The organism is Lentibacter algarum (assembly GCF_018860975.1).
GTDB lineage: Bacteria > Pseudomonadota > Alphaproteobacteria > Rhodobacterales > Rhodobacteraceae > Lentibacter > Lentibacter algarum_A.
This window is the reverse complement of the sequence record NZ_JAHKQI010000008.1, coordinates 409488-436189: the sequence shown is the minus strand read 5'-3', so window position 1 is coordinate 436189 and position 26702 is coordinate 409488. Positions and strand designations below refer to the sequence as shown.

At 57.7% G+C, this 26702-nt stretch carries 26 protein-coding genes; 7 read left to right on the top strand and 19 right to left on the bottom strand.

The window, feature by feature from the left end; genetic code table 11:
- Nucleotides 1-40: 40 nt before the first annotated feature.
- On the top strand, nucleotides 41-2062 hold the full coding sequence (locus KO498_RS11530) for a ComEC/Rec2 family competence protein (protein WP_215960041.1): 2022 nt from the start codon (nucleotides 41-43) through the stop codon (nucleotides 2060-2062).
- Here the strand turns inward: KO498_RS11530 and lexA are convergent.
- The 6 genes from lexA to KO498_RS11500 all read right to left on the bottom strand — a co-directional run bounded on the left by lexA (nucleotide 2059) and on the right by KO498_RS11500 (nucleotide 6970).
- Nucleotides 2059-2754, bottom strand: coding sequence for a transcriptional repressor LexA (gene lexA / locus KO498_RS11525; RefSeq protein ID WP_215960040.1), 696 nt, complete (start codon nucleotides 2752-2754; stop codon nucleotides 2059-2061). The two genes, KO498_RS11530 and lexA, sit on opposite strands and share 4 nt — an antisense overlap.
- Before the next feature lie 144 nt (nucleotides 2755-2898).
- On the bottom strand, nucleotides 2899-4071 hold the full coding sequence (locus KO498_RS11520; protein WP_215960039.1) for a molybdopterin molybdotransferase MoeA: 1173 nt from the start codon (nucleotides 4069-4071) through the stop codon (nucleotides 2899-2901).
- Nucleotides 4068-4544 (bottom strand): cyclic pyranopterin monophosphate synthase MoaC, encoded by a 477-nt coding sequence (gene moaC, locus KO498_RS11515; RefSeq protein WP_215960038.1) that lies wholly within the window; start codon nucleotides 4542-4544, stop codon nucleotides 4068-4070. Before moaC ends, KO498_RS11520 begins: the two co-directional genes overlap by 4 nt.
- A gap of 1 nt (nucleotide 4545) precedes the next feature.
- Complete coding sequence (gene trpC, locus KO498_RS11510) at nucleotides 4546-5358, bottom strand: indole-3-glycerol phosphate synthase TrpC (RefSeq protein WP_215960037.1); 813 nt, start codon at nucleotides 5356-5358, stop codon at nucleotides 4546-4548.
- Nucleotides 5355-6380, bottom strand: coding sequence for an anthranilate phosphoribosyltransferase (gene trpD, locus KO498_RS11505; RefSeq protein WP_215960036.1), 1026 nt, complete (start codon nucleotides 6378-6380; stop codon nucleotides 5355-5357). The genes trpC and trpD overlap by 4 nt, the downstream gene beginning before the upstream one ends.
- Nucleotides 6377-6970, bottom strand: a complete 594-nt coding sequence (locus tag KO498_RS11500; RefSeq protein WP_215960035.1) for an anthranilate synthase component II — start codon at nucleotides 6968-6970, stop codon at nucleotides 6377-6379. Before KO498_RS11500 ends, trpD begins: the two co-directional genes overlap by 4 nt.
- Before the next feature lie 125 nt (nucleotides 6971-7095).
- Between KO498_RS11500 and KO498_RS11495 the strand changes: the two genes are divergently transcribed.
- Together KO498_RS11495 and KO498_RS11490 are read left to right on the top strand one after the other, a co-directional pair.
- Nucleotides 7096-8550 carry a divergent polysaccharide deacetylase family protein gene (locus KO498_RS11495; protein WP_215960034.1) on the top strand — a complete coding sequence of 485 codons (1455 nt, stop codon included), beginning with the start codon at nucleotides 7096-7098 and terminating at the stop codon, nucleotides 8548-8550.
- 200 nt (nucleotides 8551-8750) lie between these two features.
- Entirely contained in the window at nucleotides 8751-10175 is a 1425-nt protein-coding gene (locus KO498_RS11490) for a caspase family protein (protein WP_215960033.1), read from the top strand.
- On the opposite strand, the gene KO498_RS11485 is transcribed toward KO498_RS11490, so the two are convergent.
- The 8 genes from KO498_RS11485 to fabI form a co-directional block, all read right to left on the bottom strand.
- The gene (locus KO498_RS11485) at nucleotides 10176-10757 is read right to left on the bottom strand and encodes a pseudouridine synthase (protein WP_215960032.1); all 582 of its coding nucleotides are present in this window, start codon (nucleotides 10755-10757) and stop codon (nucleotides 10176-10178) included.
- 75 nt (nucleotides 10758-10832) lie between these two features.
- Nucleotides 10833-12344 (bottom strand): anthranilate synthase component I, encoded by a 1512-nt coding sequence (trpE, locus tag KO498_RS11480; protein ID WP_215960031.1) that lies wholly within the window; start codon nucleotides 12342-12344, stop codon nucleotides 10833-10835.
- A gap of 24 nt (nucleotides 12345-12368) precedes the next feature.
- Entirely contained in the window at nucleotides 12369-14216 is a 1848-nt protein-coding gene (locus tag KO498_RS11475; protein ID WP_215960030.1) for a SurA N-terminal domain-containing protein, read from the bottom strand.
- A gap of 63 nt (nucleotides 14217-14279) precedes the next feature.
- A complete protein-coding gene (locus KO498_RS11470; RefSeq protein ID WP_215960029.1) occupies nucleotides 14280-15467 on the bottom strand; it encodes an aminotransferase in 1188 nt (395 codons plus the stop codon).
- 128 nt (nucleotides 15468-15595) lie between these two features.
- A complete protein-coding gene (gpt, locus tag KO498_RS11465; RefSeq protein ID WP_215960028.1) occupies nucleotides 15596-16114 on the bottom strand; it encodes a xanthine phosphoribosyltransferase in 519 nt (172 codons plus the stop codon).
- A gap of 10 nt (nucleotides 16115-16124) precedes the next feature.
- Nucleotides 16125-16736, bottom strand: a complete 612-nt coding sequence (locus KO498_RS11460; RefSeq protein WP_215960027.1) for a LysE family translocator — start codon at nucleotides 16734-16736, stop codon at nucleotides 16125-16127.
- Nucleotides 16733-17326: a LysE family translocator gene (locus KO498_RS11455; protein WP_215960026.1), complete on the bottom strand. Its 594-nt coding sequence runs from the start codon at nucleotides 17324-17326 to the stop codon at nucleotides 16733-16735. Before KO498_RS11455 ends, KO498_RS11460 begins: the two co-directional genes overlap by 4 nt.
- A 3-nt stretch (nucleotides 17327-17329) precedes the next feature.
- Entirely contained in the window at nucleotides 17330-18151 is an 822-nt protein-coding gene (gene fabI / locus KO498_RS11450; RefSeq protein WP_215960025.1) for an enoyl-ACP reductase FabI, read from the bottom strand.
- 97 nt (nucleotides 18152-18248) lie between these two features.
- Between fabI and pdxH the strand changes: the two genes are divergently transcribed.
- The 3 genes from pdxH (at nucleotide 18249) to KO498_RS11435 (ending at nucleotide 20022) form a co-directional block, all read left to right on the top strand.
- A complete protein-coding gene (pdxH, locus tag KO498_RS11445) occupies nucleotides 18249-18869 on the top strand; it encodes a pyridoxamine 5'-phosphate oxidase (protein ID WP_215960024.1) in 621 nt (206 codons plus the stop codon).
- Between the two features lie 131 nt (nucleotides 18870-19000).
- The gene (locus KO498_RS11440; protein ID WP_436835930.1) at nucleotides 19001-19516 is read left to right on the top strand and encodes a cold-shock protein; all 516 of its coding nucleotides are present in this window, start codon (nucleotides 19001-19003) and stop codon (nucleotides 19514-19516) included.
- 50 nt (nucleotides 19517-19566) lie between these two features.
- Nucleotides 19567-20022, top strand: a complete 456-nt coding sequence (locus tag KO498_RS11435) for a DUF192 domain-containing protein (protein ID WP_252731391.1) — start codon at nucleotides 19567-19569, stop codon at nucleotides 20020-20022.
- Here the strand turns inward: KO498_RS11435 and KO498_RS11430 are convergent.
- The 5 genes from KO498_RS11430 to KO498_RS11410 all read right to left on the bottom strand — a co-directional run bounded on the left by KO498_RS11430 (nucleotide 19992) and on the right by KO498_RS11410 (nucleotide 25397).
- A complete protein-coding gene (locus KO498_RS11430; RefSeq protein ID WP_215960023.1) occupies nucleotides 19992-20873 on the bottom strand; it encodes a glucokinase in 882 nt (293 codons plus the stop codon). The genes KO498_RS11435 and KO498_RS11430 overlap by 31 nt on opposite strands.
- 89 nt (nucleotides 20874-20962) lie before the next feature.
- A complete protein-coding gene (locus tag KO498_RS11425; protein WP_215960022.1) occupies nucleotides 20963-22042 on the bottom strand; it encodes a dihydropteroate synthase in 1080 nt (359 codons plus the stop codon).
- 11 nt (nucleotides 22043-22053) lie between these two features.
- Nucleotides 22054-22983, bottom strand: a complete 930-nt coding sequence (locus KO498_RS11420) for a methylenetetrahydrofolate reductase (protein WP_215960021.1) — start codon at nucleotides 22981-22983, stop codon at nucleotides 22054-22056.
- A 27-nt stretch (nucleotides 22984-23010) separates the two neighbouring features.
- Nucleotides 23011-23307, bottom strand: a complete 297-nt coding sequence (locus tag KO498_RS11415; RefSeq protein ID WP_215960020.1) for a virulence factor — start codon at nucleotides 23305-23307, stop codon at nucleotides 23011-23013.
- 200 nt (nucleotides 23308-23507) lie between these two features.
- Nucleotides 23508-25397 carry a PhoX family protein gene (locus KO498_RS11410; protein ID WP_215960019.1) on the bottom strand — a complete coding sequence of 630 codons (1890 nt, stop codon included), beginning with the start codon at nucleotides 25395-25397 and terminating at the stop codon, nucleotides 23508-23510.
- Nucleotides 25398-25588: 191 nt separating this feature from the next.
- Between KO498_RS11410 and KO498_RS11405 the strand changes: the two genes are divergently transcribed.
- Nucleotides 25589-26701 carry a Ppx/GppA phosphatase family protein gene (locus KO498_RS11405; protein WP_215960018.1) on the top strand — a complete coding sequence of 371 codons (1113 nt, stop codon included), beginning with the start codon at nucleotides 25589-25591 and terminating at the stop codon, nucleotides 26699-26701.
- Nucleotide 26702: the final 1 nt, after the last annotated feature.

Below are 26702 nucleotides of genomic sequence, written 5' to 3'. Positions count from 1 at the left end.
TTTGGGTCTGTCTAACTTTCTCGGGCCATAAGGACAAGGCATGCAACCAGCTCGTGCTCTTGAGCACATCTTGCTTGGCCAGCGCGGACACCTTTATCCGTGGGCTCCGGTGTGTTTTGCTTTGGGCATCGGCACATATTTTTCGCTCAAGTTTGAGCCTCAGTTGCAAGTTTTTGCCTTTATGGGCGCAGTCTGTGCGGTGTCTGCTCTGTTGCTGCTGCTCTGGCGTTCTGTCTATGCGCCGCTTGTCTGGTTGCTGGTTCTGGTGACCGGAGGCTTCCTCGTTGCGGGCTTGCATGCGCACCGTGTTGCAGGGCCGGTGTTGGAGTTTCGCTACTACGGAGCAGTGCAGGGGCGTATCATCAAGGTTGATCGCTCTTCGCGGGGCTCGCTTCGGTTGATGCTTGATCAAACCGTGCTCGAGCGAATGGCGCCTGACAAAACCCCAAAGAGAGTGCGCGTGTCGCTCAGCCGTGCGGAAGAGGAAGCCTGGGTGCGTCCTGGAAGCACAGTGATGCTCACAGCCTTGCTTTCGGCGCCGTCTGGCCCGGTTGAGCCGCATGGCTTCGACTTTCAGCGCCATGCCTGGTTTCTCGGCCTCGGCGCTGTCGGATATACGCGCACGCCACTTATGTTGCTTGAACCGGCCGGACAGAACAAGCCGATCTTGCAGATCAGGCACCGGTTTGCGGATTTTGTCCGCGCCCAGATTGCAGGCGAAAACGGAGCATTTGCCGCAGCAATCATGACGGGCGACCGTTCTGCGATGTCGCAAGAGACTGTAACGTCTCTTAGACGCACAAATCTTGCGCATTTACTGGCGATTTCCGGTTTGCACATGGGGTTGCTCACAGGGGTTGTCTTTGCGGCAATGCGCTATGTGTTGCTGCTTGTGCCCATCACACGAAACCGCCTGCCAACGCGCAAACTTGCCGCGGCAGTCGCGCTTGTTGCGTCTTTTTTCTACCTGCTGTTGTCGGGCGGCAACGTGGCGACCGAGCGCGCCTTTATCATGGCCACAGTTGCGCTCGGAGCCGTGATGTTCGAGCGGCGGGTGTTCAGTTTGCGCGCCGTGGCGACAGCGGCGCTTCTCGTGCTGGCATTGCGCCCCGAGGCCTTGCTTGGCCCCGGGTTTCAGATGTCATTTGCCGCGACAACGGCACTGGTCTGTGTCTTTGCCGCCTTTCGCGATCACCGGCAGTTGCTTGGCCCACGCTGGCTGAGGCCGGTATCGACTGTGTTTGTCTCTTCGCTTGTGGCGGGGCTTGCAACAGCGCCGGTTGCCGCTGCGCATTTCAACCAGTTCGCACACTACGGGTTGCTGGCCAACCTGCTTGCAGTGCCGCTTATGGGAGTTGTTGTCATTCCCTCGGCGGTGCTGGCGTTGCTCCTCTGGCCGCTCGGGCTTTCGGCCATCGGGTTCTGGATCATGGAACAGGGGATTGTCTGGATCCTGGGGGTTGCGAGCCTGATCTCAGGGCTTGAGGGCGCACGCGGCACTGTTGTCAGCCCCGAGCCGTTGGTGCTGGTCATTCTGGCCCTCGGGGCTTTGCTTTTTGCGCTTTGGCAAGGGAGGTTGCGGCTTGTCGGTCTGGTGCCCGTGCTCGCGGGTTTCGGTCTCTGGAACCAGACCACGCGGCCGGAAGTTCTCATCTCTGCTGACGCAAAGCTCGTGGGGGTCATGGCAGCTGACGGGCGGGTCTTGAGCAAGTTCAAAGGCAGCGGTTTTGCGGCGTCGAACTGGCTTGAAAACGACGGCGACGCGCGTGACCAGCAAACTGCTGCGAATGGCTGGGAAGGCGGGGCGGTTCTGGGGCCGGTGGTATTCCGGCACGTCTGGCGCAAGCGTGACATGGCCGATTTGAACTGTGCGCGCGGCGAGATACTTGTCGTCGCGGCCAAGACCGCGGAGATAACCGGCAATTTGCCTTGCAAAGTCTATGACTTGAACAGCCTTGCAGTGTCTGGTGCTGTGGCGTTGCGGTTGCATGGCGACAAGCTAACAGAAACCACGGCCCGCACGGTGACGGGCCGCCGCTTGTGGAACCTAACAGCGCCTTAGTAACTGCGGATCAAGCCGACGAGGCGGCCTTGCACTTTAACCTTATCTTCCGGGAAGACGCGGGTTTCGTAGGCCGGGTTAGCCGCCTCCAAAGCGATGGCATTGCCGCGCCTGAAAAAGCGTTTGAGCGTGGCTTCCTGATCTTCAATCAGCGCCACGACGATATCGCCGCTTTCGGCGGTGCTCGTCTCACGGATCACAACGACATCACCATTGTTAATCCCGGCGTCGATCATCGAATCGCCTTTTACTTCAAGTGCATAGTGCTCACCGCCGTTGCGCATCATGCTGGTTGGGACGGCAACATTGTGTGAAACTTCGCTGATCGCGGCAATCGGTACGCCAGCGGCGATACGGCCCATAACAGGCAGTTCAACCGCAGCGACATGACTTAAGTTCTGTGCGCCATCAGGGCGGCTGTCGGGCCTGTCGCCCTCTATCACTTTGGGGGTGAAACCCGATGGCGCTCCGCCGAGGCTCTCAGGTAGCTTTACGATCTCGATAGCCCGTGCGCGGTGCGCAAGCCGGCGGATAAACCCGCGTTCTTCGAGTGCGGTGATCAAGCGGTGAATGCCCGATTTGGAGCGCAGATCGAGCGCTTCTTTCATCTCGTCAAAGCTGGGCGGAACCCCGTCTTTTTGAAGACGTTTGTTGATGAATTGGAGCAGATCAAGCTGTTTTCTGGTGAGCATCCGCACTGTCCTCTCTGGTTTTGTTCTTGCGTCCGTTCTACACATGTTCACTTTTTGTGTCAACTTTATCTTCACCACTTGCGAGCATTCTGACGACGCAGGTGCAGAGGCGGTTTACCAAACAGCAGATAAATGAAGGAATGCTTAAAGTAGAATGTAATTAACCATGTCGCCGGCCTTTAGTGCGGAGGCGTTTGGCGGGCGCACGAGTAGGGCGTTGGTCTGGTTTAACACGCTTAAAAGCGCGCTATCCTGACGGGGATGCGGGGCAATGGTGCCCTCAGACACTTGCGCTCGCATGTAGTGTTCGCGTGGGCCGTTGGCTTGCAGCGGGCCTGCAAGTGCTGCGCTGTGCAGGACAGCGGCTTGTGGCGCAAACCCAAGGCTGGCACGCAGCATCGGCAGCAAGAAGACATGCCCGCAAACCATTGCTGAGACGGGGTTTCCTGGCAGCCCGATCATCACGGAGTTCCCAAGTTTTCCAGCCATAAGCGGTTTGCCAGGCCGCATGGCGACTTTGTAGAAGCTTCGCTCGAGCCCAAGCTCGGCCGCAACTGCGCCGACCAAGTCATGATCGCCCACAGACGCTCCGCCGATGGTCACGATAATGTCGGCGTCTTGCGCCAGCCCGAACACTGTTTGCAGGCTTGAAGGCGTGTCGCGCGCGATTGGCAGAACCCGCACCTGCGCGCCGTTTGCTTCAAGCAAGGCCTTCAGCCCGTAGGTGTTTGAGGCGATGATTTGCCCTGCTTTAGGTGTTTCTCCGGGCATCACCAGCTCATCACCCGTCGAGATGAGCGCCACCACTGGTTTGCGCGCAACAGGCACCTCGGCAATGTTCATCGAGGCCAACAGCGCAATGTCATTGGGGCCGAGCCTGCGCGGCGCAGAGATCTCGTCTCCTTTAGCAAAGTCCTGCCCGGCAGGGCGAATGTTTGATTTGCCCGATTGCTCTTCAAGCAAGGTGATGACTTTACCCCGGAGCTCGACTTCTTCTTGAATAACAACAAGATCGGCGCCTTGGGGCAAGGGTGCGCCGGTGAAAATCCGCACCGCTTGTCCGGCGCCGAGCACGCCTTCAAAGCCGTGGCCGGCAGCAGATTCTCCGACCACTTTGAACTGCGCATGCAAGTCTGCCTCAATGCGCTTGATCGCGTAGCCATCCATCGAGGAGGCATCAAACGGGGGCTGCGTTAACCTTGCATACACCGGTTTTAGCAAGCTGCGTCCCGCGGCAAGCGCGAGCGGCACATACTCGACCTCCGGCGCAGGAGCGAGGGCAAAAAGCTCGGTGAGTGCGTCGTTAACTGTGATCATTCGGCTTCAAAGCGACCTGACTTGCCGCCGTCTTTGAGCGTAACCTTAACACCGCCGATTTCCATCGTCTTATCAACGGCTTTCACCATATCATACACCGTCAATCCGGCAATGGAAGCGGCTGTAAGCGCCTCCATTTCGACTCCGGTCTGACCCGTGGTTTTGACGGTGGCTTCAATACGAACTCCGGGCAAGTTTACGTCGGGGGAAAGATCAACTGTTACTTTGCTGATCGCCAGAGGATGACACAAAGGAATGAGGCTGGACGTTTCTTTTGCCCCCATGATCCCTGCAAGTTGAGCAACGGCCAAGACATCGCCCTTTTTCGCGCGGTTCTCGGTGATCATCGCCAGTGTTTCGGCGTTCATACGCACAAAGCCATGCGCCATAGCGATACGCGCAGTGCTCGGTTTCTCGGATACGTCAACCATTTGCGCATTGCCTGCCGCGTCAAAGTGCGTCAGTTCGGGCATGCTAAAATCCGCCTGCATTCATCGGGTTAGCGAGCAAAGTTCGTGTTGCGGCTGTAACATCATCTTGCCGCATCAGGCTCTCACCAATCAAAAAGCAGCGCGCTCCATAGCGCGCGATATCTGCCAGATCTTCGGGGCTGTTCAATCCGCTTTCTGACACCAGCATTTTGTCAACAGGCACCAGCTTTGACAGGGTTCGCGTGGTGTCGAGCGAGGTTTCGAACGTGTTGAGATCACGGTTGTTGATCCCCAGAAGGCGTGAGGTGAGGTGATCGGTGCGCTCAAGTTCCTCGGTGTTGTGAACTTCGATCAGAGCATCCATGCCAAAGCTTGATGCCGCATCTTCCAGCTCTTTTGCCTGCGCGTCAGAGACCGAAGCCATGATGATCAGGATACAGTCAGCGCCCAAAGCACGTGCCTGAGCGACCTGATAGGTGTCATACATGAAATCCTTGCGCAAAACCGGCAACTCACAGGCGGCACGGGCTTCAACCAAAAACTCGTTTGCGCCCTGAAAACTCGGCGTGTCTGTCAGCACCGAAAGGCAGGTGGCGCCGCCGTCTTCATATGCTTTGGCAAGCACAGCCGGGTCAAAGTCCTCACGAATCAAACCTTTGGAAGGGCTTGCTTTTTTGATCTCTGCGATCAAGCCGTAGCCCTCGCGGGAGGCGTCATGAAGCGCGTCGGCAAAGGGCCGCACAGGGCCAGCGGCGCGGGCATCTGCCTCGATGCTTTCAAGCGGTCGGGCCGCCTTGTCGGCGGCGATTTCGTCAAGTTTATAGGCTTTGATCTTCTCAAGAATGGTTGGGCTCATGTTCTGGCCTCTTGTGTGATTGCCGCCAGGGCAGTGATTTTGGCTTTGGCCGCACCGCTGTCGATACTTTCGGCAGCGATCTCGACCCCTTCCTTTAAGGTATCGGTTTTGTCAGCCACGTAAAGAGCTGCCGCGGAGTTTAGCAAGACTGCGTCGCGGTAGGCAGAGCTTTCGCCGCCTAGCAATGCCCGGAACGCCGCCGCGTTTTGAGAGGGGGTTCCGCCGACGATATCAGCAAACGGATGCTCGGGCAGGCCGGCTTCTTCTGGGTGCACCTCGCGCTCTGAGACTGAGCCATCGGTGTTGAGTTCGGCGACCCAGCTGATGCCGGAAATCGCCAGTTCATCTGTTCCGTCCGAGCCATGCACAAGCCATGCGCGTTCGGACCCTAGTTTGCCCAGCGTTTCGGCCATCGGGCGGATCAGCTCACGGCTGAAAGCACCTGTGAGCTGGCGTTTAACAGCAGCGGGGTTTGTCAGCGGGCCGAGGATATTGAAGATTGTGCGGGTTCCAAGCTCGCTGCGCACGGGGCCGACATGCGCCATCGCCGGGTGGTGCATGGGGGCCATCATAAAGCATATCCCAGTTTTTTCCAATGCCTTTTCAACAGCTTGCGCGTCGATCATCACGTTGATACCCAGTTCAGCCAACGCATCAGCTGCGCCTGATTTAGAGCTTAGGTTGCGGTTGCCATGCTTGGCCACGGGCACGCCGGCTCCGGCGACAACAAAGGCAGTTGCGGTTGAAATGTTGAGCGTGCCTTTACCGTCACCGCCCGTGCCGACGATATCCATCGCGCCCGATGGTGCCTTTACTGCATGGCATTTGGCGCGCATCACCGCGGCGGCGGCGGTGTATTCTTCAACCGTTTCGCCGCGCGTGCGCAGCGCCATCAACAAGCCGCCGATCTGGGCGGGTGTTGCTTCCCCGTCAAACAGGATGGTGAATGCACTTGTCGCTTCTTCAGGTGTTAATGCACGCTCGGCAGCGGCGGCGAGGATCGGTTTGAGCGTGGCACTCATGCGGGCTCCTTCAGGGTATCAGGGATAGTGTTAAGAAAGTTTTGCAGCATCGCGTGGCCGTGTTCGGAGCGGATGGATTCGGGGTGAAACTGCACTCCGTGGATCGGCAGTTCACGGTGTTGTAGGCCCATAATGGTGCCATCATCGAGCTCGGCTGTCACCTCAAGGCAGTCAGGCAGGCTGTCGCGTTCGACCACCAGCGAGTGATAGCGCGTCGCCTTGAGCGGCGAGGGCAGACCTGCGAACAGGCCCTTGCCGGTGTGTTGCATGTTGCCCAATTTGCCATGCACGATCTCGGAATGTTGCACCACACGTCCGCCAAAAGCCTGACCGATGGCTTGGTGACCGAGGCAAACGCCAATAAGCGGCGTGCGTGTTTCGGCGGCGGCCTCGACCAATGCAAGGCAAATACCGGCTTGATCAGGGTCACAGGGGCCAGGAGACAACAGGATCGACGAGGGGTTGAGGGCCATCGCTTCCTGCACATCTAACGCGTCGTTGCGTTTCACCAGCACGTCAGCGCCGAGTTCCCCCAGATAATGCACCAGATTGTAGGTGAAACTGTCGTAATTATCTATCAGTAGCAGCATCTTGCCATTCTCTTTAGGAAAGGGCTGTTGGCTTAGCCCAAGGTCGCGGTATACATGGGCAGGGTTCACCCGCACCGTCAAGGGGCGAGGGGCCTTGAGTGGGCAGATTAATGATAGGTGGCAACATGGCGCGCGGAATTCTGAGCGGTGTGATATTGGGAACAGTGACGGCGACAGTCGGGGTGGGCGCGTTGTCGCTCGCGGTCGGGCCGCCGCAGGTTGGTGCTGATGCGTCGCAGCCTGTCGTGGAATCGCAAGCCTCGCCAAGCAGCGCCGACGCTCCGCAAAGCGCCACGCAAAGCGCTGATGTCACCAGTGCTGAACCGGCCCCGGATATTACTGAAGCCCCTGTTGTTGAAGCACCAGATGCTGACAGCGCTATTGCGGTAAGCCCCGATGAAACCGCCTCGGCGCCAGCGCCAGATGTGAGCACCGGCGAGGCGCAAGAAGCCGCGCAAGCCCCTGAAGAAACAGCACAACCAGAGATATCACAAAGCACTGATGCGCCTGTAACGGCAGCGGTTGACGGCATGAACGCGCCTGACAGCGAAGAGGCTGTTGCGGTTGAAACTGAAGCCGCAACACCCAGCGAGGAACCAGCCGAAGCCGAGACAGTCGCGACGGCTGAGGCGGAAGTAGAACCGCAAACTGAACCACAAGCTGAACCGCAAACTGAACCACTGCCTGATGAGGCGCGTGAAGAAATCACGCTTGCCGTTGAACCCGAGGAACCTCAGAGCGAACAAACTGCCTCGGTCGTGGCACCGAAACCGGCAGGAACGAGCATAGGCACACCGGCGAAAACGCTTGGGTCAAGTGTTTCAACCCGTCTGCCTTCGGTGCAAAGCTCTTCTGGGCAACCGGCTGATAATGCTGAAGTTTCTGCCGCTGAAACAGATGATGGTGCCAAGCCACTACAACGTTTCGCAGCTGACTTTGAGCCCGCAGAGGGCAAGCCCAAGATGGCAATTGTTCTGATCGACGATGGCACCAGCAATATCGGGGTTGAGGCGCTTACAACCTTTCCCTACCCGCTGAGTTTTGCTGTCGATACGTCGTGGAAAGGGGCCAAGGATGCGATGGCAGTTTACCGCGCGGCGGGCTTTGAAGTTCTGGCGATGATCGACCTGCCCAGAGGCGCGCGCGCAAGCGATGTTGAAGTGGCGATGCCAGTGCTGCTTGACACCGTGCCAGAGGCTGTTGGGGTCATGGAAACACCGGATGCGGGCTTGCAAGAAAGCCGGGATGTTTCAGGGCAAGTGTCTGAATACCTTGCAAATTCCGGCCACGGACTGCTGTTGTTCCCCAAAGGGCTGAACACCGCCAGCAAGCTTGCCGCGAAAGAAGGCGTGCCGACGGCAACCGTGTTTCGCGACTTTGACAGCAAGGGGCAGAACGCCAGTTCGATCAAGCGGTTTCTCAGCCACGCAGCACTGAAAGCGGGTTCCGAGGGCGGGGTTGTTATGGTCGGGCGACTGCGCGGCGATACGATATCAGCGCTACTGCTTTGGGGGCTGCAAGACCGCTCTGACCAGCTGCAACTTGCACCTATCAGCCAGATCATGAAGGCGCAGAATTAACCAAGGTTAACGCTGTAACATTTTCCGCCAAAACGCCTGCACAACGGGTGCATATTTCAGTGCATACCGCAGTGCATAATGCGTATGCACAGTTTTTGCGTGAGGTTAGTTAACAGAAATTAATCAACGCAGCGTGCGGTGGTATTGTGTTGTTAACTGTATGTTTTTAAATATTTGCAGCAAATTGAAAGAGGCAAGCAATGAGTATTGTAAGAAAAGCACTGCTTGTTGGCATCACAGACGCAGGTTCCAAGAGCTTTGACCAATTGCCTGCCTGCGCCAATGATGTTGACGCGATGTATGATTTGCTGAAAGCCGCTAACCGTTTTGGCGAGATCGAGAGGCTGGTTGACGCAAGCGCAACAGATATTCTCGACAAGCTCAAATCCCTTCAAAGTAAGTCAGACCCACTTGAAGAGCTGCTGGTGTACTTTTCCGGACACGGGTTTCGTGGCGAGGACGAATTGGTCTGGGTTGCATCAGGCTTTGACACGCAAAACCCGAACTCGACAGGTGTCGCGAACAGTGATCTGTATGACGTGTTACGGCATATCGGGGCAGAGCAAACTATCGTCATTCAAGATGCCTGCTTCTCCGGCTATGGTTGGGTAAAGGGCGAAGCCGGGCCTTCGCAAAGGCCGCTAGAAAAGTTGATCGAGTTTTCGTCGAGTTGGGAGGATTCGACAACTCCGTCTGGGATTGAGCTAAGCCCATATACCGACCATTTCATCGAAGCGGCCTGTTACGCAAAAAGCGAGGGGGCAGTTGACTACGGCGATATTTCACGAAAGCTGAAAGATCTGGTGTCAAACTCTCGCCTTGCGCCGCATTCCAAACATCAGGGAGATCTGTTCGTTGAGTTTTGTGATGACGTTTCAAAGTTGGATGTGATCCGCAGTAAGTATGAAATTGTTGAACCCTCAGAGGGGGAGGCTGTTACTTCGCAAGAACCTGCTCTTGCCGCGCCAAACCCGACAGCGATACTGGAAGCCGCGACCAAAAACATACTTTCCAAGGATGACGTAACCAGCACCCTTGAGCAGATAGCGCTTCTGATTGAAGCGCGCTTTAATGCACACGCAGACTTGCCTGACTATTTTGAGTATTCGACAACATCACATGATGGCTACTACCACCTGAGCAATGAAAAGCAGCTGGTTGAGACCTATCAGCGCTTGCCACAGTGGGATGACTTTGTAGATGCCTCGCACGAGCGCGTTGAGCAGAAGAAACGAAGAGGAATGATTGCTGCGGCCTCGGCTATCCACGACATGATGTATGGTCTCGACTATGAAGAGGTCTATAGATTTGAGCTCAGAACACCGCTCGCTAAGGTGCATCAAGTCTTTCATCTGACCCCTAAGTTTGAAATTTTGAGGCGGTGTGAACTTGAGCTATGCTTCGTGCCGGGCCTGCTTGAAATGCACTATTTTTCGCGCTGGAATGTTCAAGGCTTTTCAGATTGGGGGGAGTTCACTGACGAAAAGAAGGATCAACGCTGGACATTGGCGAAAGTCGATAGAGAGGGCTTGAAGGCCCAATTGGATAAACTTCTTGATGGCTTCTTCGACCGGAGCATAGAGGCCGTGAGCCGCACCGTGAAAAACCTTGAGGCTCGCCGTTAACTAACGTGCGTTGCGGCTGTGAAATGCCATGACATTGATCTTGCGGTTTGCGCCTTGGGCCAGTTCGCCGAGCCGCCAGTCGCCGATCTGGGTGCGGATCAGGCGCAGGGTCGGGTGGCCGATGTGGGCCGTCATGCGGCGGACTTGGCGGTTCTTGCCTTCAGAGATTGTCAACTCGATCCAAGTGTCAGGGATATCTTTGCGCACCCGTATCGGCGGATTGCGTGGCCAGAGCCATGTTGGCTCCGGCACGATGCGCGCTTGAGCAGGGCGGGTGAGGCCGTCTTTGAGCGTCACCCCGCGGGCGAGCTCGGCAATGGCTTGGTAACTCGGGCGGCCTTCAACCTGCGCAAGGTAGGTTTTGGCCATTTTGAACTTCGGATTGCTGATCTGGGCTTGCAGTTTGCCGTTGTCCGTGAGCAGCAAAAGCCCTTCGCTGTCGCGGTCAAGCCGTCCGGCGGGGTAGAAGCCCTTGTCGGTGATGTAGCTTGAAAGGGTTTCGCGCTCGCTGCCTTCAGTGCCTTTATCGGTGAACTGCGAGAGCACACCGAAGGGCTTGTTGAAGAGGATCAGCTTTTGCATGAGCAGCACGCAGGCGACCGGGCGGACAAGAAAACACGCGTCTTCCTGGCATATTCCTTTGAAGAAACTTGGTGCCTAGCCATTGCCGTTGCCTGTAAAGCGGGCCGCGTCAGCGGCGGCGCGGTTAAGGGCGCCTGACTTGTGGACGGTTTCCATATACTCGGCTTCGGGATCGCTGTCATAGACAACGCCGCCACCGGCCTGGATGTAGAGCGTCTCGTCTTTTAGCACCGCGGTGCGTAGCGCGATGCAAACATCCATGTCACCACCGGCCGAGAAATAGCCAACACCGCCGCCGTAGACGCCGCGTTTTTCTGGCTCAAGCTCGTCGATGATCTCCATCGCGCGGACTTTTGGCGCGCCGGAGACAGTGCCTGCTGGTAGGCCGGAAAGCAGCGCCGAGAGGGCGTCCTGATCGTCGGACAGCTCGCCAACCACGTTAGAAACGATGTGCATCACATGGCTGTAGCGCTCGATGATAAACTCTTCGGTGGGCTTTACGGTGCCGACCTTGCTGACTTTGGCGGTGTCGTTGCGCCCAAGATCGAGCAGCATCAGGTGCTCGGCAAGTTCTTTTTCGTCGGCCAGCAAGTCAAGCTCAAGCGCCTTGTCTTCTTCCGGCGTTGCGCCGCGCGGCCGCGTGCCCGCGATCGGCCGAATGGTGACTTCGTTGCCAAACACCCGCACCAGAATTTCGGGGGAAGCGCCAACCACTTGAAAACCGCCGAAGTTGAAGAAGAACATGAAGGGCGAGGGATTTGTGCGGCGCAAGCTGCGGTAGAGCGCAAAGGGCGGCTGCCGGAAGGGTTGCGCCCAGCGTTGGCTTGGCACGACCTGAAAGATGTCGCCCTTGCGAATGTAGTCTTTGGCGGTTTGCACCGCGGCCTTGTAGCCCTCGCGGGTGAAGTTGCTGACGGGTTCGGAATGTTCTTCGGCCTCGCCAAGATTGAGAGCCTCATGTGGCAGGGCGCGCTCAAGGTCGCGCACAGCGTCCATCACCCGCTCGGCGGCTTGTGCATAGGCTGCACGGGCTGTTTGGCCGCTGCCAACCCAGGCCGGAGAGACAACCGTGACTTCGCCTTTGACACCATCAAGCACGGCCACAACTGTTGGCCGCATCATCACCGCATCAGGCAGGCCGAGCACATCTGGCGGCGTGTCGGGAAGGTGCTCAACGAGGCGGATCATGTCATATCCGAGGTAGCCAAACAGCCCCGCCGAGCCAGCCGGCAAGTCATCAGGGATATCAACACGGCTTTCAGCGAGAAGAGCGCGCAGGTTGGTGAGTGGGTCACCTTTCTGAGGCTCGAAGGCGTTTTCATCAAAGCGGGCTTGACGGTTGAGGCGGCTTTCCGTTCCGTGACATTCCCAGACCAGATCAGGTTTCATACCGATGATCGAATAGCGCCCGCGCACCTCACCGCCTGTAACGGACTCAAGCATGAAGGCGTTTTTAGCGGCGCCTGTAAGCTTGAGCATTAGGGAGACAGGTGTGTCCAGATCGGCCGCCAAACGCGTGTATACAAGCTGGTTCTGGCCAGCGTTAAAACCGGCTTCAAATGCGTCAAAATTTGGGATCAGCTCCATGAGAAGCTCCGTATTCTGTGCAGCTTACTGAAACTGCGAGTTGACGGCGTTGACCGCGTTTTGATCAATGGTTGTCGGGGTGCGGGTCTGGATATCGGTCACAAACATCTGAAACACATCCTGCCCCAAGTCGCTTTGCAGTTGCTGGTCAAGCAGCAGGCGGGTTGTGGCGAGGTTTTCGTCGGTTTCGTCGGGTGCGTCGATGGCATCTAGGCGCAGCAGGGCGACCTTGTTTTGCGAGGTGACAACCGCCACATCACCGGGTTTTTCCATAGCGAATGCCTCGATGATCAGCGGCGCGGGTGCATCTGGGATCATGGTTGCGCGTGTCAGTTGCTCTTCAACGCGTGGTGTGAGCCCAAGGCTGGCAAAGTCGGTGTCGATACGTGTTTGCAAACGCAGCGCACCGGCTTTTGCCGACAAAGCTTTGGTCAGTGCATCAGATGTTGCGTCTTCAACAACATCGGCACGCACCTCAGCAAACGGGCGTAGGGCGGCGTCGGTTTCACCGTCAAGGCGCAAGGCCAGCAAGCCACCGTCTTCGAGGGTGATCAACTCGGGGAAGTCCTCAAGCGTGACAGCCGCGGCCGCAGCGCGGAAGGCGGCGTAGCCTGTCGGCCCGTCTATAGCCATCTCGTGCCAGCTGATTTTGCCAAGCTGCATGTCGGTTTCGGCGTCGATGTCTTCAAGCGTGGCACCGCCTGCAAGCAGATCTTCGATGGTGTCGATGCGCCCGTCGATAACACGGCGCACGCGGTCTTGTGCGAGTTCGTCACGCAGCTCGGCGGAGGCCTCTTCAAAGCTGGTGGTTTGTGCAGCAAGCACGCCGTTGATACGAAACAGCGCCGGCCCGAGATCAGTCGGCAAGGGGCCGACAATGTCGCCCGACGCAGCGGCGAAAACAGCCTCGCCGGACGCGCCCAGTGCTTCGGCTGTTACATCGCCCATATCGACATCTGACAGCTCAAGGCCGCGCTCTTGCACGAGGTTTTCAAAGCTGGTTGTTGCGGCCTTCAGCGCATCGGCGGCTTGCTGGGCGGTTGTCTCGTCGTTGTAAACCAGACGCTCCACAAGGCGGCGCTCGGCTTGGTTGAACTCGGCGGAGCGCTCGTCATACAGCGTGCGCAGGGCGGTTTCATCAACTTCGATCTCGTCGATCAGCATTTCGGGCGTGAGCAGCACGTAGCTGATCTCTTTACTCGCAGGGTTGGTGTAGCGGCCCGGGTTGGCTTCATGGAAGGCTTTGAGCGCTTCGTCATCAAGCGCTGGCAGTGCTTCGTCGAGCATGGTTTCGTCAACAAAAGCCCATGTAAAACTACGCCGCGCGCCGATAAACTCGACAATCGCCTGCGTGTAGGTTTCAGACACCGGAATGTCGCTGAACACGGCTTGCTCCAGAATGCCGCGGGCGGTTTCTTCGCGCAGCAACACCTCATACTGCCTTTTGGTCAAGCGCTGGCGGTTGAGCTGATCGGTGTAGATCGCGGCGTCAAACTTGCCGTCGATACCCGCGAAAGCAGGTGTTTCAACAATCTGGCGGGCAAGGATATCGTCGCCGACAGAAAGGCCAAGCTGGCTTGTCTCGTGGTCAAGGGCGCGGGTGGCGATGAGCTGCGCCAGTGCGAGTCTGTCGAGTTGACGCGCCTGAGCCTCGGCAAAGCTGAGCGGGCGACCGTCTTCAGCCCGCTGTGTGCGGAGGGTTTGCTGCAAGGCGCGGCTGTAACTTTCGGTGGTGATCGGTTTGTCACCGACTTGCCCGACAGAGCGCACAGAGCCGCCGAGGTTGGCGACACCAAAGCCGCCAAGACCGATGATGAGCAAGCCCATCAAGATCCACATCAGGACTTTCATCGTTTTTCCGCTGGCCGCCATTGCTCGTTCCTCATCGCTATATTGCGAGGGTTTGTCTAAGGCTTTGCAGGGGCAGGGGCAAGGCTAAGGATGCGCGTTTTGCAAGCGTTTCATCAGCACCGCAATTTCGGCACTGTCGATATTGGCAAAGGCGATGCGCAATTCGCTGTTGGCGGCGTTGATTTGGGCCGCATTATCTTGCGGGCGGAACATGCTACCGGGCAAGCAAAGCACCGCTTGCGAGCGCACCAGTTGCTGCGCGAACTGCTCTGAAGGCACCTCGAACGGGTGTTTGAGATAGGCGAAGTATGCCCCGAGGCCGAGCAACTCCCAGCCCTGCGCCCTGAGCGGCGCAAAGTTGGCCTCGATCGCAGTGCGGCGGGCAAGAATTTCGGCGCGCTCGCCTGCAAGCCACTGGGAGAGGTTTTGCATCCCCCAAAGGGCGGCAACCTGGCCGAGTTGGTTGGGGCAAATAGTGACAGTGTCGAGGAACTTCTCAACTTCCAGGAGCCGAGCTTGTGAGGTGATCATCGCTCCAACGCGGTGTCCGGTGAGGCGGTAGGCCTTGGAAAAGCTGTAAAGGTGTATGAGCGTGTCAGGCCAGTCGGGGTCGGTAAACAGGTCATGTGGAGCACCTGATCTGCTGTCAAAATCGCGGTAGGTTTCGTCAACGATCAGCTTGATGCCGTGCTTTTGGGCAAGCACAAAGAAGGCCCGCAAAAGCGATGCCGGATACTCGACGCCGCCCGGATTGTTCGGGCTAACCAGTGCAATCGCGCGCGTGCGCGGTGTGATCAGGGCCTTGGCTTCGTCGGGATCAGGCAGCAAGCCTGTGCCTGTCGGCAGCGCAACGGCTCGAACTCCGGACATGTCCAACCACATTTTATGATTGAAATACCAAGGGGTTGGGAGGATAACCTCATCTCCTTCGCCGCACAGCGAGCTGATCGCCGCTGCGAAGGCTTGGTTGCACCCTGATGTGATGGCGACTTGCGCTGGTGTGATCTCGCCTGCGTAGGCCAATGCCCACTGGCTTGCAACTTCGGCGCGCAATGCTGGCAGGCCAAGCGTCGGGCCATAGAGATGGGTTTCGGCGTCATGGAGCACGGCCTCGGCCATAGCGGCACGCATTGGCTTGGGCGGTGCGGCAACTGGCGCGGCTTGGCTGACATTGAGCAGCGGCATGTCGGGTGCAAAACTGGCGCCTTCGAGCCAGCGGCGCGCCTCTTGAACGGGCGGCAAGAAAGTTGCTGAGGTGCGTGGTAAACTCATCGGCCTGTTCCTAAACTCACAGAAGGGGAGCCTCCGGCGGGGATATTTTCACCAAGAAAATGAAGCCCGGCGCTCATTCGCTTTTTCTTGGCCCAAATATCCCCCGCGGAGCGTTCGGAGGGTGTGTCTTAGTCGGTGCCCCGGTAAGGCTCGACATATTGCAGCGCCATATCCCACGGGAAGAAAATCCAGGTATCCTGGCTTACACCGGTGATGAAGGTGTCGACTTGCGGCTCTCCCTGCGGTTTGGCGTAGACGGTTGCGAAGTGGGCATTCGGGTAGAGATTACGCACCAGTTCGAGGGTTTTGCCGCTGTCGACAAGGTCATCAACAATCAGAATACCTGTGCCGTCGCCCATCATCTCTTTGTCGGGGGATTTGAGCACTTCGGCCTCGCGGCGCTGGTCGGCTTTGCCACCGCCAGAGTGATAGGATTTGACCGAAATCGTATCAACTGTGCGTATATCAAGCTCACGTGCGACGATCATAGCCGGGGCCATGCCACCGCGGGTGATTGCCACAACGGCTTTCCATGCGCCGTTATCTGGGCCGTTTCCGTCAAGCCGCCAAGCCAGCGCGCGACTGTCGCGGTGCATTTGATCCCAACTGATGTGGAAGCCTTTTTCGTGGGGCAAGCGGTCTGACATGAAATGATCCTTATTTCGAGAAGATGAGGCGGAGGCCGAGAGCTGTGAGCACCAGTGCTGCCGTGCGGTCAAACCACGGCTTAAGGCGTAGGTAGCCCGCGCGGGCAGGGCCAGTTGAAAGGGCGAGGGCGAAGAGCGTGTAGACCGACCATTCAACCAACAGGTGGTTGAGCACGATGCTGGTTTTCTCGGTTAGGCTCATGCCTTGGGGGAAGATCACCAAGAGCACGGCTGAGGCGAAGATCACTGACTTGGGGTTGCCGACATTGACAGCAAAACCGGTAAAGAAAGCGCGCCGCAGGCTGGGCGCATCAGCAGAAGAGGGCGCCAGCGGTTTGGCCGCGTCTTTCCACATGCCGTAAGCGATGTAGAGCAGGTAGAGCGCGCCGCCGGTTTTGAGCACGATATAGGCCCAAGGGAAGAGTTTGAACACGCCTTCAAGCCCCAGCAGGGCAAGGCCTGTCCAGATTGCTGCCATTGTGCCAAGGCCAAGGCCCGTGACGATGCCTGCCATACGACCTGAGGTGAGAGTTGTTTTCAAAGCGAGGAGCAAGGCAGGGCCGGGGCTGGCCATTGAGGCCAGAAGCGTCAGGTTGAAGGCGATAAGCGCGGCGACTGTCATATGGCAACCCTTGCGGCCACCGCACCGAGCAGCACGGCAGATATCCTGTCGAGTGCGTGTTTGGCGCTTTGGTAAGTGCGTGTGATGCGCGGGTTGCTGAGACCGAAGGCCAGCAGGCTATAAAAAGCCACTTCGAGCAGGAAGTGGTTTGCGACGATCACCAGCTGCGCATCGCGGCTTAGGTCTTGTGGCATGATTGTTGCAAAGATCGCCGAGATAAACACAACGGCTTTGGGGTTGGAGAGGTTGCCGATGATCCCGAGAGAAAAGCCCTGCAACGTGCCTCCGGCGACAGCAGGTGGCGCTCCGGCGTTGCGCCATGTGCTTATGGCCAGCCAGAAAAGATAGAGCGCGCCTGCGACTTTGACCGTCACATAGGCCACAGGCACGGCAGCAAAGAAGGCCGTCAGGCCCAAGAGCGCCAGAATTGTCCAGAGAGTTGCGGCTGTGGCGAGGCCAAGCCCTGTGCGCCACGCGCCGCTGTAGCCATCGGACATGGCCGAGCGCAGCATTAGCAGAAAAGCTGGCCCCGGACTGGCGAGTGCTGCCAGTATCGCGAGGTTGAACGCTATGAGATGCGCCAGCTCCACCGCTTAGTCTTTGCGGCCTGTGACCACGTCGATATCAGGCGCATCGACTGCCTTCATGCCGACAACGTGGTAGCCTGCGTCAACGTGCAGGTTTTCGCCTGTGACGCCAGAGCCAAGGTCAGAGAGCAAATAAAGCGCTGACTTGCCGACGTCGTCGATGTTCACGTTGCGGCGCAGTGGCGAGTTGAGTTCGTTCCACTTGAGGATGTAGCGGAAGTCGCCAATGCCTGACGCGGCCAGTGTTTTGATCGGGCCAGCCGAGATCGCGTTAACGCGGATGCCGTCTTTGCCGAGGTCTTCGGCGAGGTATTTTACCGAGGCCTCAAGTGCGGCCTTGGCAACGCCCATGACGTTGTAATGCGGCATAACCTGCTCGGCGCCGTAATAGGTGAGCGTCAGGGCAGAGCCACCTTCCGACATCATCTTTTCGGCACGCGCCATGATCGCGGTAAAGGAATACACCGAGATGTCCATTGTCATGGTGAAGTTGTCGCGTGATGTCTCGACATAGCGGCCGCGGAGTTCGTTTTTGTCAGAAAAACCAATGGCATGCACGACAAAGTCAAGTTCGCCCCATTCGTCCTTCAGCTTGGCGAAAAGCGCGTCCATGCTGGCCTCGTCGGCGACATCACAGGGCACGACAAGTTTGCTGCCGAGTTGCGCGGCAAGGGGCGTCACGCGTTTGAGCAGGGCGTCTCCTTGGTAAGAAAACGCCAGCTCTGCACCGGCATCAGCGCAGGCCTTGGCAATGCCCCAAGCGATAGATTTATCGTTGGCCAGCCCCATGATCAGGCCTCGCTTGCCTGCCATCAGTTGATTTGACATGTCTTCTCCCCACACGCGCGTTAATAACTAGTTGTGAAGTCTTTAGGCGATTGGCTACTGTGCTTCAAGCTTCGCGTGCTTCAGAGAAGGATTAACTATGTCAGACCAAAACAATGCAGACCGCAGCGGTATCTTCGCCGGTGATGATCCTTTTGATATCGCGCGGGCATGGCTGAAAGAGGCCGAAGCCAGCGAGCCCAACGATGCCAACGCGATTGCACTGAGCACGGTTGATGCCAGCGGGCTGCCTAATGCGCGTATGGTGCTGCTCAAAGAGATCGAGGATGCGGCGTTTGTGTTTTACACCAACTACGGCTCGGCCAAGGCGCAGGAGCTTGATAGTGCTGAAAAGGCGGCCTTTGTCATGCACCACAAGAGTTTGCGACGGCAGATCAGGGTGCGTGGTGTTATCAGCCGTGAAGACGGGCCGCAGGCGGATGCCTACTATGCATCACGCTCGCTTAAAAGCCGTCTTGGTGCTTGGGCTTCACAGCAATCCCGGCCTTTGTCATCGCGTGCAGCACTGGTCACTGAAGTCGCGAAAGTGACAGCAAAGCACGGCACAGCGCCAAAGCGCCCGCCGTTTTGGGGCGGATACCGTCTTGAGCCTGTCGAGATAGAGTTCTGGGCCGATGGCGCCTTTAGGCTGCATGACCGCTTTCGCTGGACACGCACAGGGAGAGATGCGCATTGGCAGGTCGACCGCCTGAACCCTTAAGCCGCCTTAATACCTGAATCTGACACATATCAATACGATTATTTACCAGTTTTGGCTTGAATTCCATCTGCATTCCAGCCCATGAGTGATTTGGGGACGGAGAGAAACGGACAGGGAAGTAAACATTAATCGTGGATGATACCGAAGTAGTTGTTGGCAGCGTTAAGTGGTTTGACCCCGTTAAGGGGTTCGGCTTTGTGATCGCTGATGCCGGCGGAACTGATATTTTGTTGCATGCAAATGTGCTGCGCAATTTCGGCCAGAGTTCTATTGCTGATGGAACCCAGATAACCATTTGTGCTCAGGCAACCGAGCGCGGACGTCAGGCTGTTGAGGTGCTCTCTATCGAGCCGTCAACAGGCGGATCGACTGCCGCCTTGGAAGACTTTGCCCATATAGACCCTGAGCTGATCGCCAATGCAGTGCTGCAACCGGCGCGCGTCAAATGGTTCGACAAGGGCAAGGGTTTTGGCTTTGCGAATGTATACGGCGACCCTGCGGATGTGTTTGTGCATATTGAAGTTCTGCGCCAGTCGGGCTTTGCCGACTTGCAACCCGGTGAAGCAATTGCCATCAAGGTGATTGATGGCACGCGTGGGCGCATGGCGACAGAGGTGTTTTCTTGGGAAACGGCTACAAGCAACTAAACAAGTGGCAACTGAAACAGTGGCAGCTGGAACGGTGGCATCCGTGCAGTTTGCTTTGGGTTTTGCTGTTTCTGCTGCTCGGTGGGCCGGTGTTTGCGGCGTGCTCTGAACGCACAGTCGAGCTGCGCGGCTCTTGGGGGCAAGCGCGGTTTAACGTCGAGATCGTTGATAACAACAGCAGTCGTGCACAGGGTTTGATGCACCGAGAAAGCCTGCCCAAGAGTGCGGGCATGCTTTTTGTCTACGAAAGGCCGGTGCCGCTGTCGTTCTGGATGCGCAACACACTGATCGAGCTTGATATGATCTTTGTCGACGCACGGGGCATTGTGATCAACGTGCATGAACGTGCGCAGCCGCATGATGAAACTCTGGTTCATTCCGGCGCGCCCGCTTTGGCGGTGTTGGAAGTGAACGGCGGTTTGGCGGCGGCGCTCGGAATTGACGCGGGCAGCGAGATGCGCTTTGCCGGTTTTGATCAGTCTCGCGCAGCTTGGGCCTGCAAGTAAAGCGCCGCACCTTTGAGGGCGGCTTTGTCGTCGCCGAGCACATCAAAGTCGAAGTTTTGCATCAGGTCGGTATAGGGCCCCCGGCTGCTAAAGCTCTCTTGAAAGGCCCTGGTGTTGATCTCGGACGCGATGGCGCGGCCCAGACTTCCGGCAAGCCAGATACCGCCATAGGGCAGGTGAGCCAGAGCCAGATCGCCGATGTAGTGGCCAAGCAAGCTAAGCAACATTGTGCGGGTTGGCTCAGACTCGGGAGCAGACCAATCGGCGGAAATATCCTGTGCTTTCAGTGTCTTGCCTGTCAACGCATGGTGAAGATGCGGAAGCGCAGTGCCAGAAACGGCTGCCTCAACGGCGTCGGATCCAAAGCGGCTTATGCAGGCCTCTAGCGCCGCTTGAAATGCGGGATCGGCCAGCCGCGGCAGGCGCATATGCCCCGCTTCGCTCTCGGGCACAAAGGGCAGGCCATTGGCAATATGCAGCACGGCAGCATTGAGGCCTGTGCCGAGGTTGACCACCAGTTTGCGCTGCTTCGGCGGGCCTAGCGGGGCGAGGGCGTGGCCCATTGCTTGCAGGTCGTTGAGCAGGGTCAGTTCGGTGTCGGGCAGGGCGTTCTGAGAGATCGTCCAGCCATGATTGGTCAGAGTAACGCAGTTGTCGCGCACGGCTCCGGCGGCGGCGATGCAGGCGCGCTTCGGAGGGGCTTGATCGGCAAGATAGGCCGCCAAGGCCAAGTCGAAACTGTCATAGTCGCGGGTTGCGCATTGCCAGAGGCTGTCGGCCAAAAGCTCTCCGTCTTTGGCAAGGGCAAAGCGGCAATTGCTGCCGCCTATATCTGCTAGAAGATCTGTCATTGGCTCAGGCTGACACAGCACAGGACAAAAGAAAACGCCCCACGACAAGGTGAGGCGTTTTTGTTGCGTTTTAGCAGATTTGCAGGCGTCTAGCTGCGGCGGCGTCCGCCAGAGCGTCCGGCGCGGCCGCGGCCTTCTTGTCCGGCTTTCGGAGCGACTTTGTTGGTGCGGATCCAGTCGGCTCCGCCATCGTCGTTATTGGTCAGGAAGTTGGCAGCGCGGATGGCTTCCATTTCCTTACCGGCGCGCGCTTTGGTGCTGCCCATGCCGAACATTTGCACAAAGGCTTCGTCATCCATGCCTTCGGGAAGGATAATGCCTGCAGCTTCGACTTCGGCCTTCTTCTCGGCCAGTTTCTTGGGGCCGATGGGGAGGGCGACAGGGTTCATGATCGCCGAGGTCATGCCAGCGGTGATCGCCATTGGCAGGAAGGCGTTGTTGATGCCGTGACGGTTCGGCAGACCAAAGGAGATGTTGGACGCGCCACAGGTGGTGTTTACACCGAGCTCTTCACGCAGGCGGCGCACAAGGGTGAAGACTTGCAAGCCAGCCGTGCCCATCGCGCCGATCGGCATTACCAGCGGGTCAACCACAATGTCATGCGCCGGAATGCCGAAATCAGCGGCGCGCTGCACGATCTTTTTGGCGACTGCAAAGCGCACGTCTGGATCTTCAGAGATGCCAGTGTCGTCGTTTGAGATTGCCACAACCGGCACGTTGTATTTTTTCACCAGTGGCAGGACGAGCTCAAGGCGCTCTTCCTCGCCAGTCACCGAGTTGAGCAGCGGGCGGCCCTCGGCGGCGGCAAGGCCAGCCTCAAGCGCACCGGGAACTGAACTGTCGATGCAAAGCGGGCTGTCTGTCACGCCTTGCACGACTTCGATCAGCTGTTTCATCAGTGTCGGCTCAACAAAGTTGTTGTCAGCATAGCGCGGGTCTTCGGCCATTTTGCCGGAAAACACTGCGCCCGAGTTGATATCCAGAATGGTTGCACCGGCCGCGACTTGGGCGATTGCGTCAGCCTCGACACGGCTGAAGTTGCCGTTTTCAAGCTCCTCATTGAGGATCTTGCGGCCCGTCGGGTTGATGCGCTCGCCGATCACTGTGAAAGGCTGGTCAAAGCCGATGATCGCGGTCTTGGTTTTGGATTCAACGATTGTTCTGGTCATGTCTGCGCTTTCTATGCTTGGTTTGCAGGCACGCCTGAAGCGCCGCCATTGTCTGTCGCCCATTTGGCGTTGGTTTTGATGCCACCGAGCGGGAAGAAGTGCACCTTCTCGATGTTGAACTCAGGGTTGGCGGCTTTGTGAGCGGCCAGCTCGGCGAGCACCTCGTTAGGCTCGTAAGGGAGCAACAGCTTGGTCACATCCAGCGCGCGTTTTTGCAGCACTTTCAGCGAAGGCCCGACGCCACATGCGATGGCGAATTTTATCAGGGTTTGCAGCTTGGCAGGGCCAGCAATGCCGATGTGAACAGGGATGTCGATACCGGCCTCAGCGAGGCTATCAACCCATTTGATGATCGGGCCTGCCTCAAACGCAAACTGGGTTGCCAGCGCCATCTTGGCATCAGACGTTTCAGAGAATTTCTGTTTCCATTGAAGGGCTTCATCGACGTTCTTCATGCCACCTTTTGGATCAATGTCGCGGTTGCCCTCTGGGTGTCCGGCGACGTGAAGGTGCTTGAAACCTGCCTTGCCAAACAGGCCGGTTTCCAGAAGCTGCATCGAGCTGTCAAAAGCGCCGTGCGGCTCGGCAACTCCGCCTGCAAGCAAAAGCGCCTGCGAGACATTTGCCTCGCCCTGATACATGTTGATCCAGTTCTCCAGCGTGGCCGCGTCTTTGATGATCCGCGCCGGGAAATGCGGCATGACCTCATAGCCTTCAGCATTGATGCGCTTGGCCGTGGCGACCATTTCCTCGATCGGCGTGCCTTCGATATGGGCGATGTAAACGCGCGTGCCAGCGGGGAGAATGTCGCGGAAGTCTTCTACTTTTGTCGCAGTGCGCGGCATGACCTCGATAGAGTAACCTTGCAGGAAGGCTTCAAGCTGCTCGGGGTTGCCAGCCGGAGCCTCAACGGTTTTCTTGCGGAAATTAAGCAGTGCCATGATGGCCTCCCTCATGTTCATGGGCGTTTACGCCCAACCTTCGTTGGCGATTAGCGCTTTGATGCGCTCTTGGTCATACTCTGCGTCGATGCGCGCGGCTTCCGAGGCGGCAAGCGCATCGGGTTCGCCTTCCATGCTGACGGGGGCAGCTTTGCGCCACTCGGCCATATAGGCATCACCATCCTGAGCACCGATCTTCATGGCGGCGCGGTCAATCGCTTGTTCAAAGCGCTCGGGCAGCGGCGCCTTTGAGCCACGGCGGCCTTTGCCGACGATCACCTGCGCCGGAATATCGCGCCAATACACGATTGTAACGTCTGGCATAGCTTGATTCCCTACCTTGTTCTTCCCTCGTGTCTACGCGAGCAACGCAGGCTGACGCGGCCCGTTTTCGACACTGAGTTGCTTGACTGCGACGTGACGCCACAATGTGCCACGAAAAGTAACAGGGACGCCAGAATGACGCCCCTGCATTTTGCTCATGATAATGGTGAGGTGGTTTAGCCGACAGTTTAGCCGACAGATTAGCCGACCACGCCACCGTCTTCGCGGCGCACAGCAATAATGGCCGAGCGCGGCACATCGTTGCCATCAGGCCACTGGCTGTTGCCGTCTTCGCCGGGGTGCTGGATGCCGACAAACATTGTGCGGCGGTCGTGTGACCACGAAAGCCCAGTGACTTCGCATTCATTCGGGCCAACCAGAAAGCGGCGGATTTCTCCTGTTACGGGGTCGCCCGCGAGCATCTGGTTGTTGCCTTGTCCGGCAAAGTCACCTTCGTTTGAGTATTTGCCGTCGGTCTGGATCCAAAGCAGCCCGCTTTCGTCAAAACGCAGCCCGTCGGGGGAGTTGAACATATTGCCTGCGTGAACATTGGCCGAGCCGCGGCGCGCGTCTTCGTGCACCTCGGGGTTGCCTGCCATTACGTAGAGATCCCATGCAAAACCGTCTGCTGTGTGGTCTTCGCCGTTTGGCTTCCAACGCACGATCTGGCCGTATTTGTTGGCCTCGCGCGGGTTGACGCCGCCTACAGGAGTGAAATCACCGCCAGCGTTGGGCTTGATACCGCGGTTTTTGTTGTTGGTCAGCGCGCAGTAAACTTCGGCAGCGTTGGGGTTGGCGGCGACCCACTCTGGCCTGTCCATCGTGGTTGCGCCAACTTTTGATGCGGCTTGGCGGGTATGAACACAAATTTCGGCTTTGCTCATTCCGGTGGCGTCTTCAGACAGTTCAAGCCATTCACCAGCGCCGGTGTCGTGGAACTTGGCCGCGTAAAGCGTGCCGTTTTCCATCAGATCATCGGTGTCGACGCCCGGTGCATAGGGGTTGTCCGAGACATAGCGGTAAAGGAACTCACCGCGCTCGTCGTCGCCCATGTAGATCACCAGCTTGCCGTCATTGTTGACCACGCATTCGGCATTTTCATGCTTGAAGCGGCCAAGGGCGCTGCGCTTTTTGGGGGTTGAGCTGGCATCTGTCGGGTCGATCTCGACGACATAGCCAGCGCGGTTTGGTTCGTTGGGGTTTTTGGCCACGTCAAAGCGCGGATCAATGCTGGCCCAGCGGTAGCCCCAGTCTTTGGACGAAATGCCGTAGCGCTTGAGGTCGGCATTTACCTTGTGGGCTTCGTCTTCGGCCGAGAAGTAACCGTTGAAGTTCTCTTCACAAGCAAGATAGGTGCCCCAAGGCGTGAGGCCGTTGCCGCAGTTGTTCCATGTGCCAAGCGGCTTTGTGCCTGATGGGTCGGCCTCGGTTTTTAACAGCTCATGGCCCGCGGCGGGGCCTGTCATCAGCATCTCGGTTTGCGGTGTGATGCGGCGGTTGAAGGGGCTGTCCTTGAGGATCTGCCAACCGGCGTCGCCATCAACCATCTCGACCACGGTGACGCCATGCGCCATCATGCCTTTTGTGACAGCGTCCTCATCGGGGCCGCTTTCGGGCTGATTGCCCCAGATCACCGAGCGGTTGGTGTATTCGTTGTTGACCACGAGCAGCGTGTGGCCTTGGTGAAAGAACACATCCATACCATCGGTGTTGTCGCCAAAGGCGCGGGCTTGGGTCTCGGCAGTGCCACGGGTTGCGGGGTCAAACTCCGGTGTGTCCGAGAAAATAGGATCGCCCCATCGCGCGACGATTTCTGATTTGAAGCCAGCGGGCAGCTTAACGGTGTCTGCGGTGCTCATTTCAATGTTTTCAAAGGCAAAACGGCTGTTTTGAGCGCGCGCGCTCGAGGGCAGAAGCCCGCCGCCAAGGGCCGTAACCGAGCCAAGCGCAAGGACGCCACCAAGGAAGCCGCGACGTGAAAGCGCAGCTTCAACGATGTTGTCAAACTCGGGCTCAAGCAGGCGCGGGTTTACGACTTCGTCAAAGTCATCAAAGGTTAGGTTGTGGCTATCTGCAATTTTGTCAGTCATTCGTGAAGCTCCAGAAGAGTGTCAGATTTGCTTGCCCTTGCGGCAACCGTATGGGGCTTTTGGCGGTGTTGCATGACTCTATGATGACAGGCTTGTAACGACCAAGTGAAATCACTTAGCTGCGCGTTTGCTCTTGCGAAACCGGCGAGCGCGACCTAGGTTGAAGACAACTTGAAATGGAGGGCGTTACGATGACGCCCAAGCGTCCCGAAGGTGCGGGCGCAGTCCCGAAACCGGTAGAGAGCCCCGCGCCGAAAACGCCGAGCCCAGAGCAATTGTATGCCGCGCTGGACCTTGGCACAAATAGCTGTCGGATGTTGATTGCCCAACCCAAGGGCAGTCAGTTCCATGTTGTTGATAGCTATTCCAAATCTGTGCAACTTGGCGCCGGGCTGGAAAGCACCGGGAAGCTCTCGCGCAGCTCGATGCAACGCACGATACAAGCCCTGAAAACCTGCCAGCAAAAGCTGCGGCGACACAAAGTCAAACGGATGCGGCTTGTGGCAACCGAAGCCTGTCGGCGTGCGGAGAACTCCAAGGAGTTCATGGCCAAAGTGCGCCGCGAAACGGGGCTGCAACTTGAAATTATTGCGCCGGAGGAAGAGGCGAGGCTGGCGGTGATATCCTGTGCGCCACTTGTCAGCCGCAAGACAGAGCAGTTGTTGGTGGTCGACATTGGCGGAGGTTCAACCGAACTTGTTTGGATTGACTTGTCGGCCGTGCCAAAGCGCGACAGGGCGCGCTCGATCATGCAAATGAAACGCGGCTTTAACCGAGAAGGCAGTGCGTATCCCGAGGCAAAAGTGGTTGACTGGATCTCGGTTCCGCTTGGGGTTGCGACGCTCAAAGACCAGTTTGTTGATGTTGAGGATGACGCAGCGCGCTTTGCCTTGATGAGCTGGTTTTTCGAAGAAAACCTGTCGGAGTTCTCGCCCTATCAAGATCAGCAATCCCGCGAGGGGTTTCAGATCGTGGGCACATCGGGAACAGTGACCACCGTTGCGGCGAGCCACCTTGGCCTCAAGCGCTATGATCGCACCAAAGTTGATGGTCTGCGCATGAGTTCGGAACAGATTGACAAGGTGATACGGGATTATCTGGTGCTTGGGCCAGAGGGACGGCGCAAAGATCCGCGCATTGGCCAAGACAGGCAAGCGCTGATCATGTCGGGTAGTGCCATTTTGCAGGCCTTGATGCGCTGCTGGCCAACAGACAAGCTGAGTGTTGCTGATCGCGGTTTGCGCGAGGGGCTGTTATACGCACAAATGAGCGCCGATGGCGTTTTGGAGGACGAGCCGCATTAGG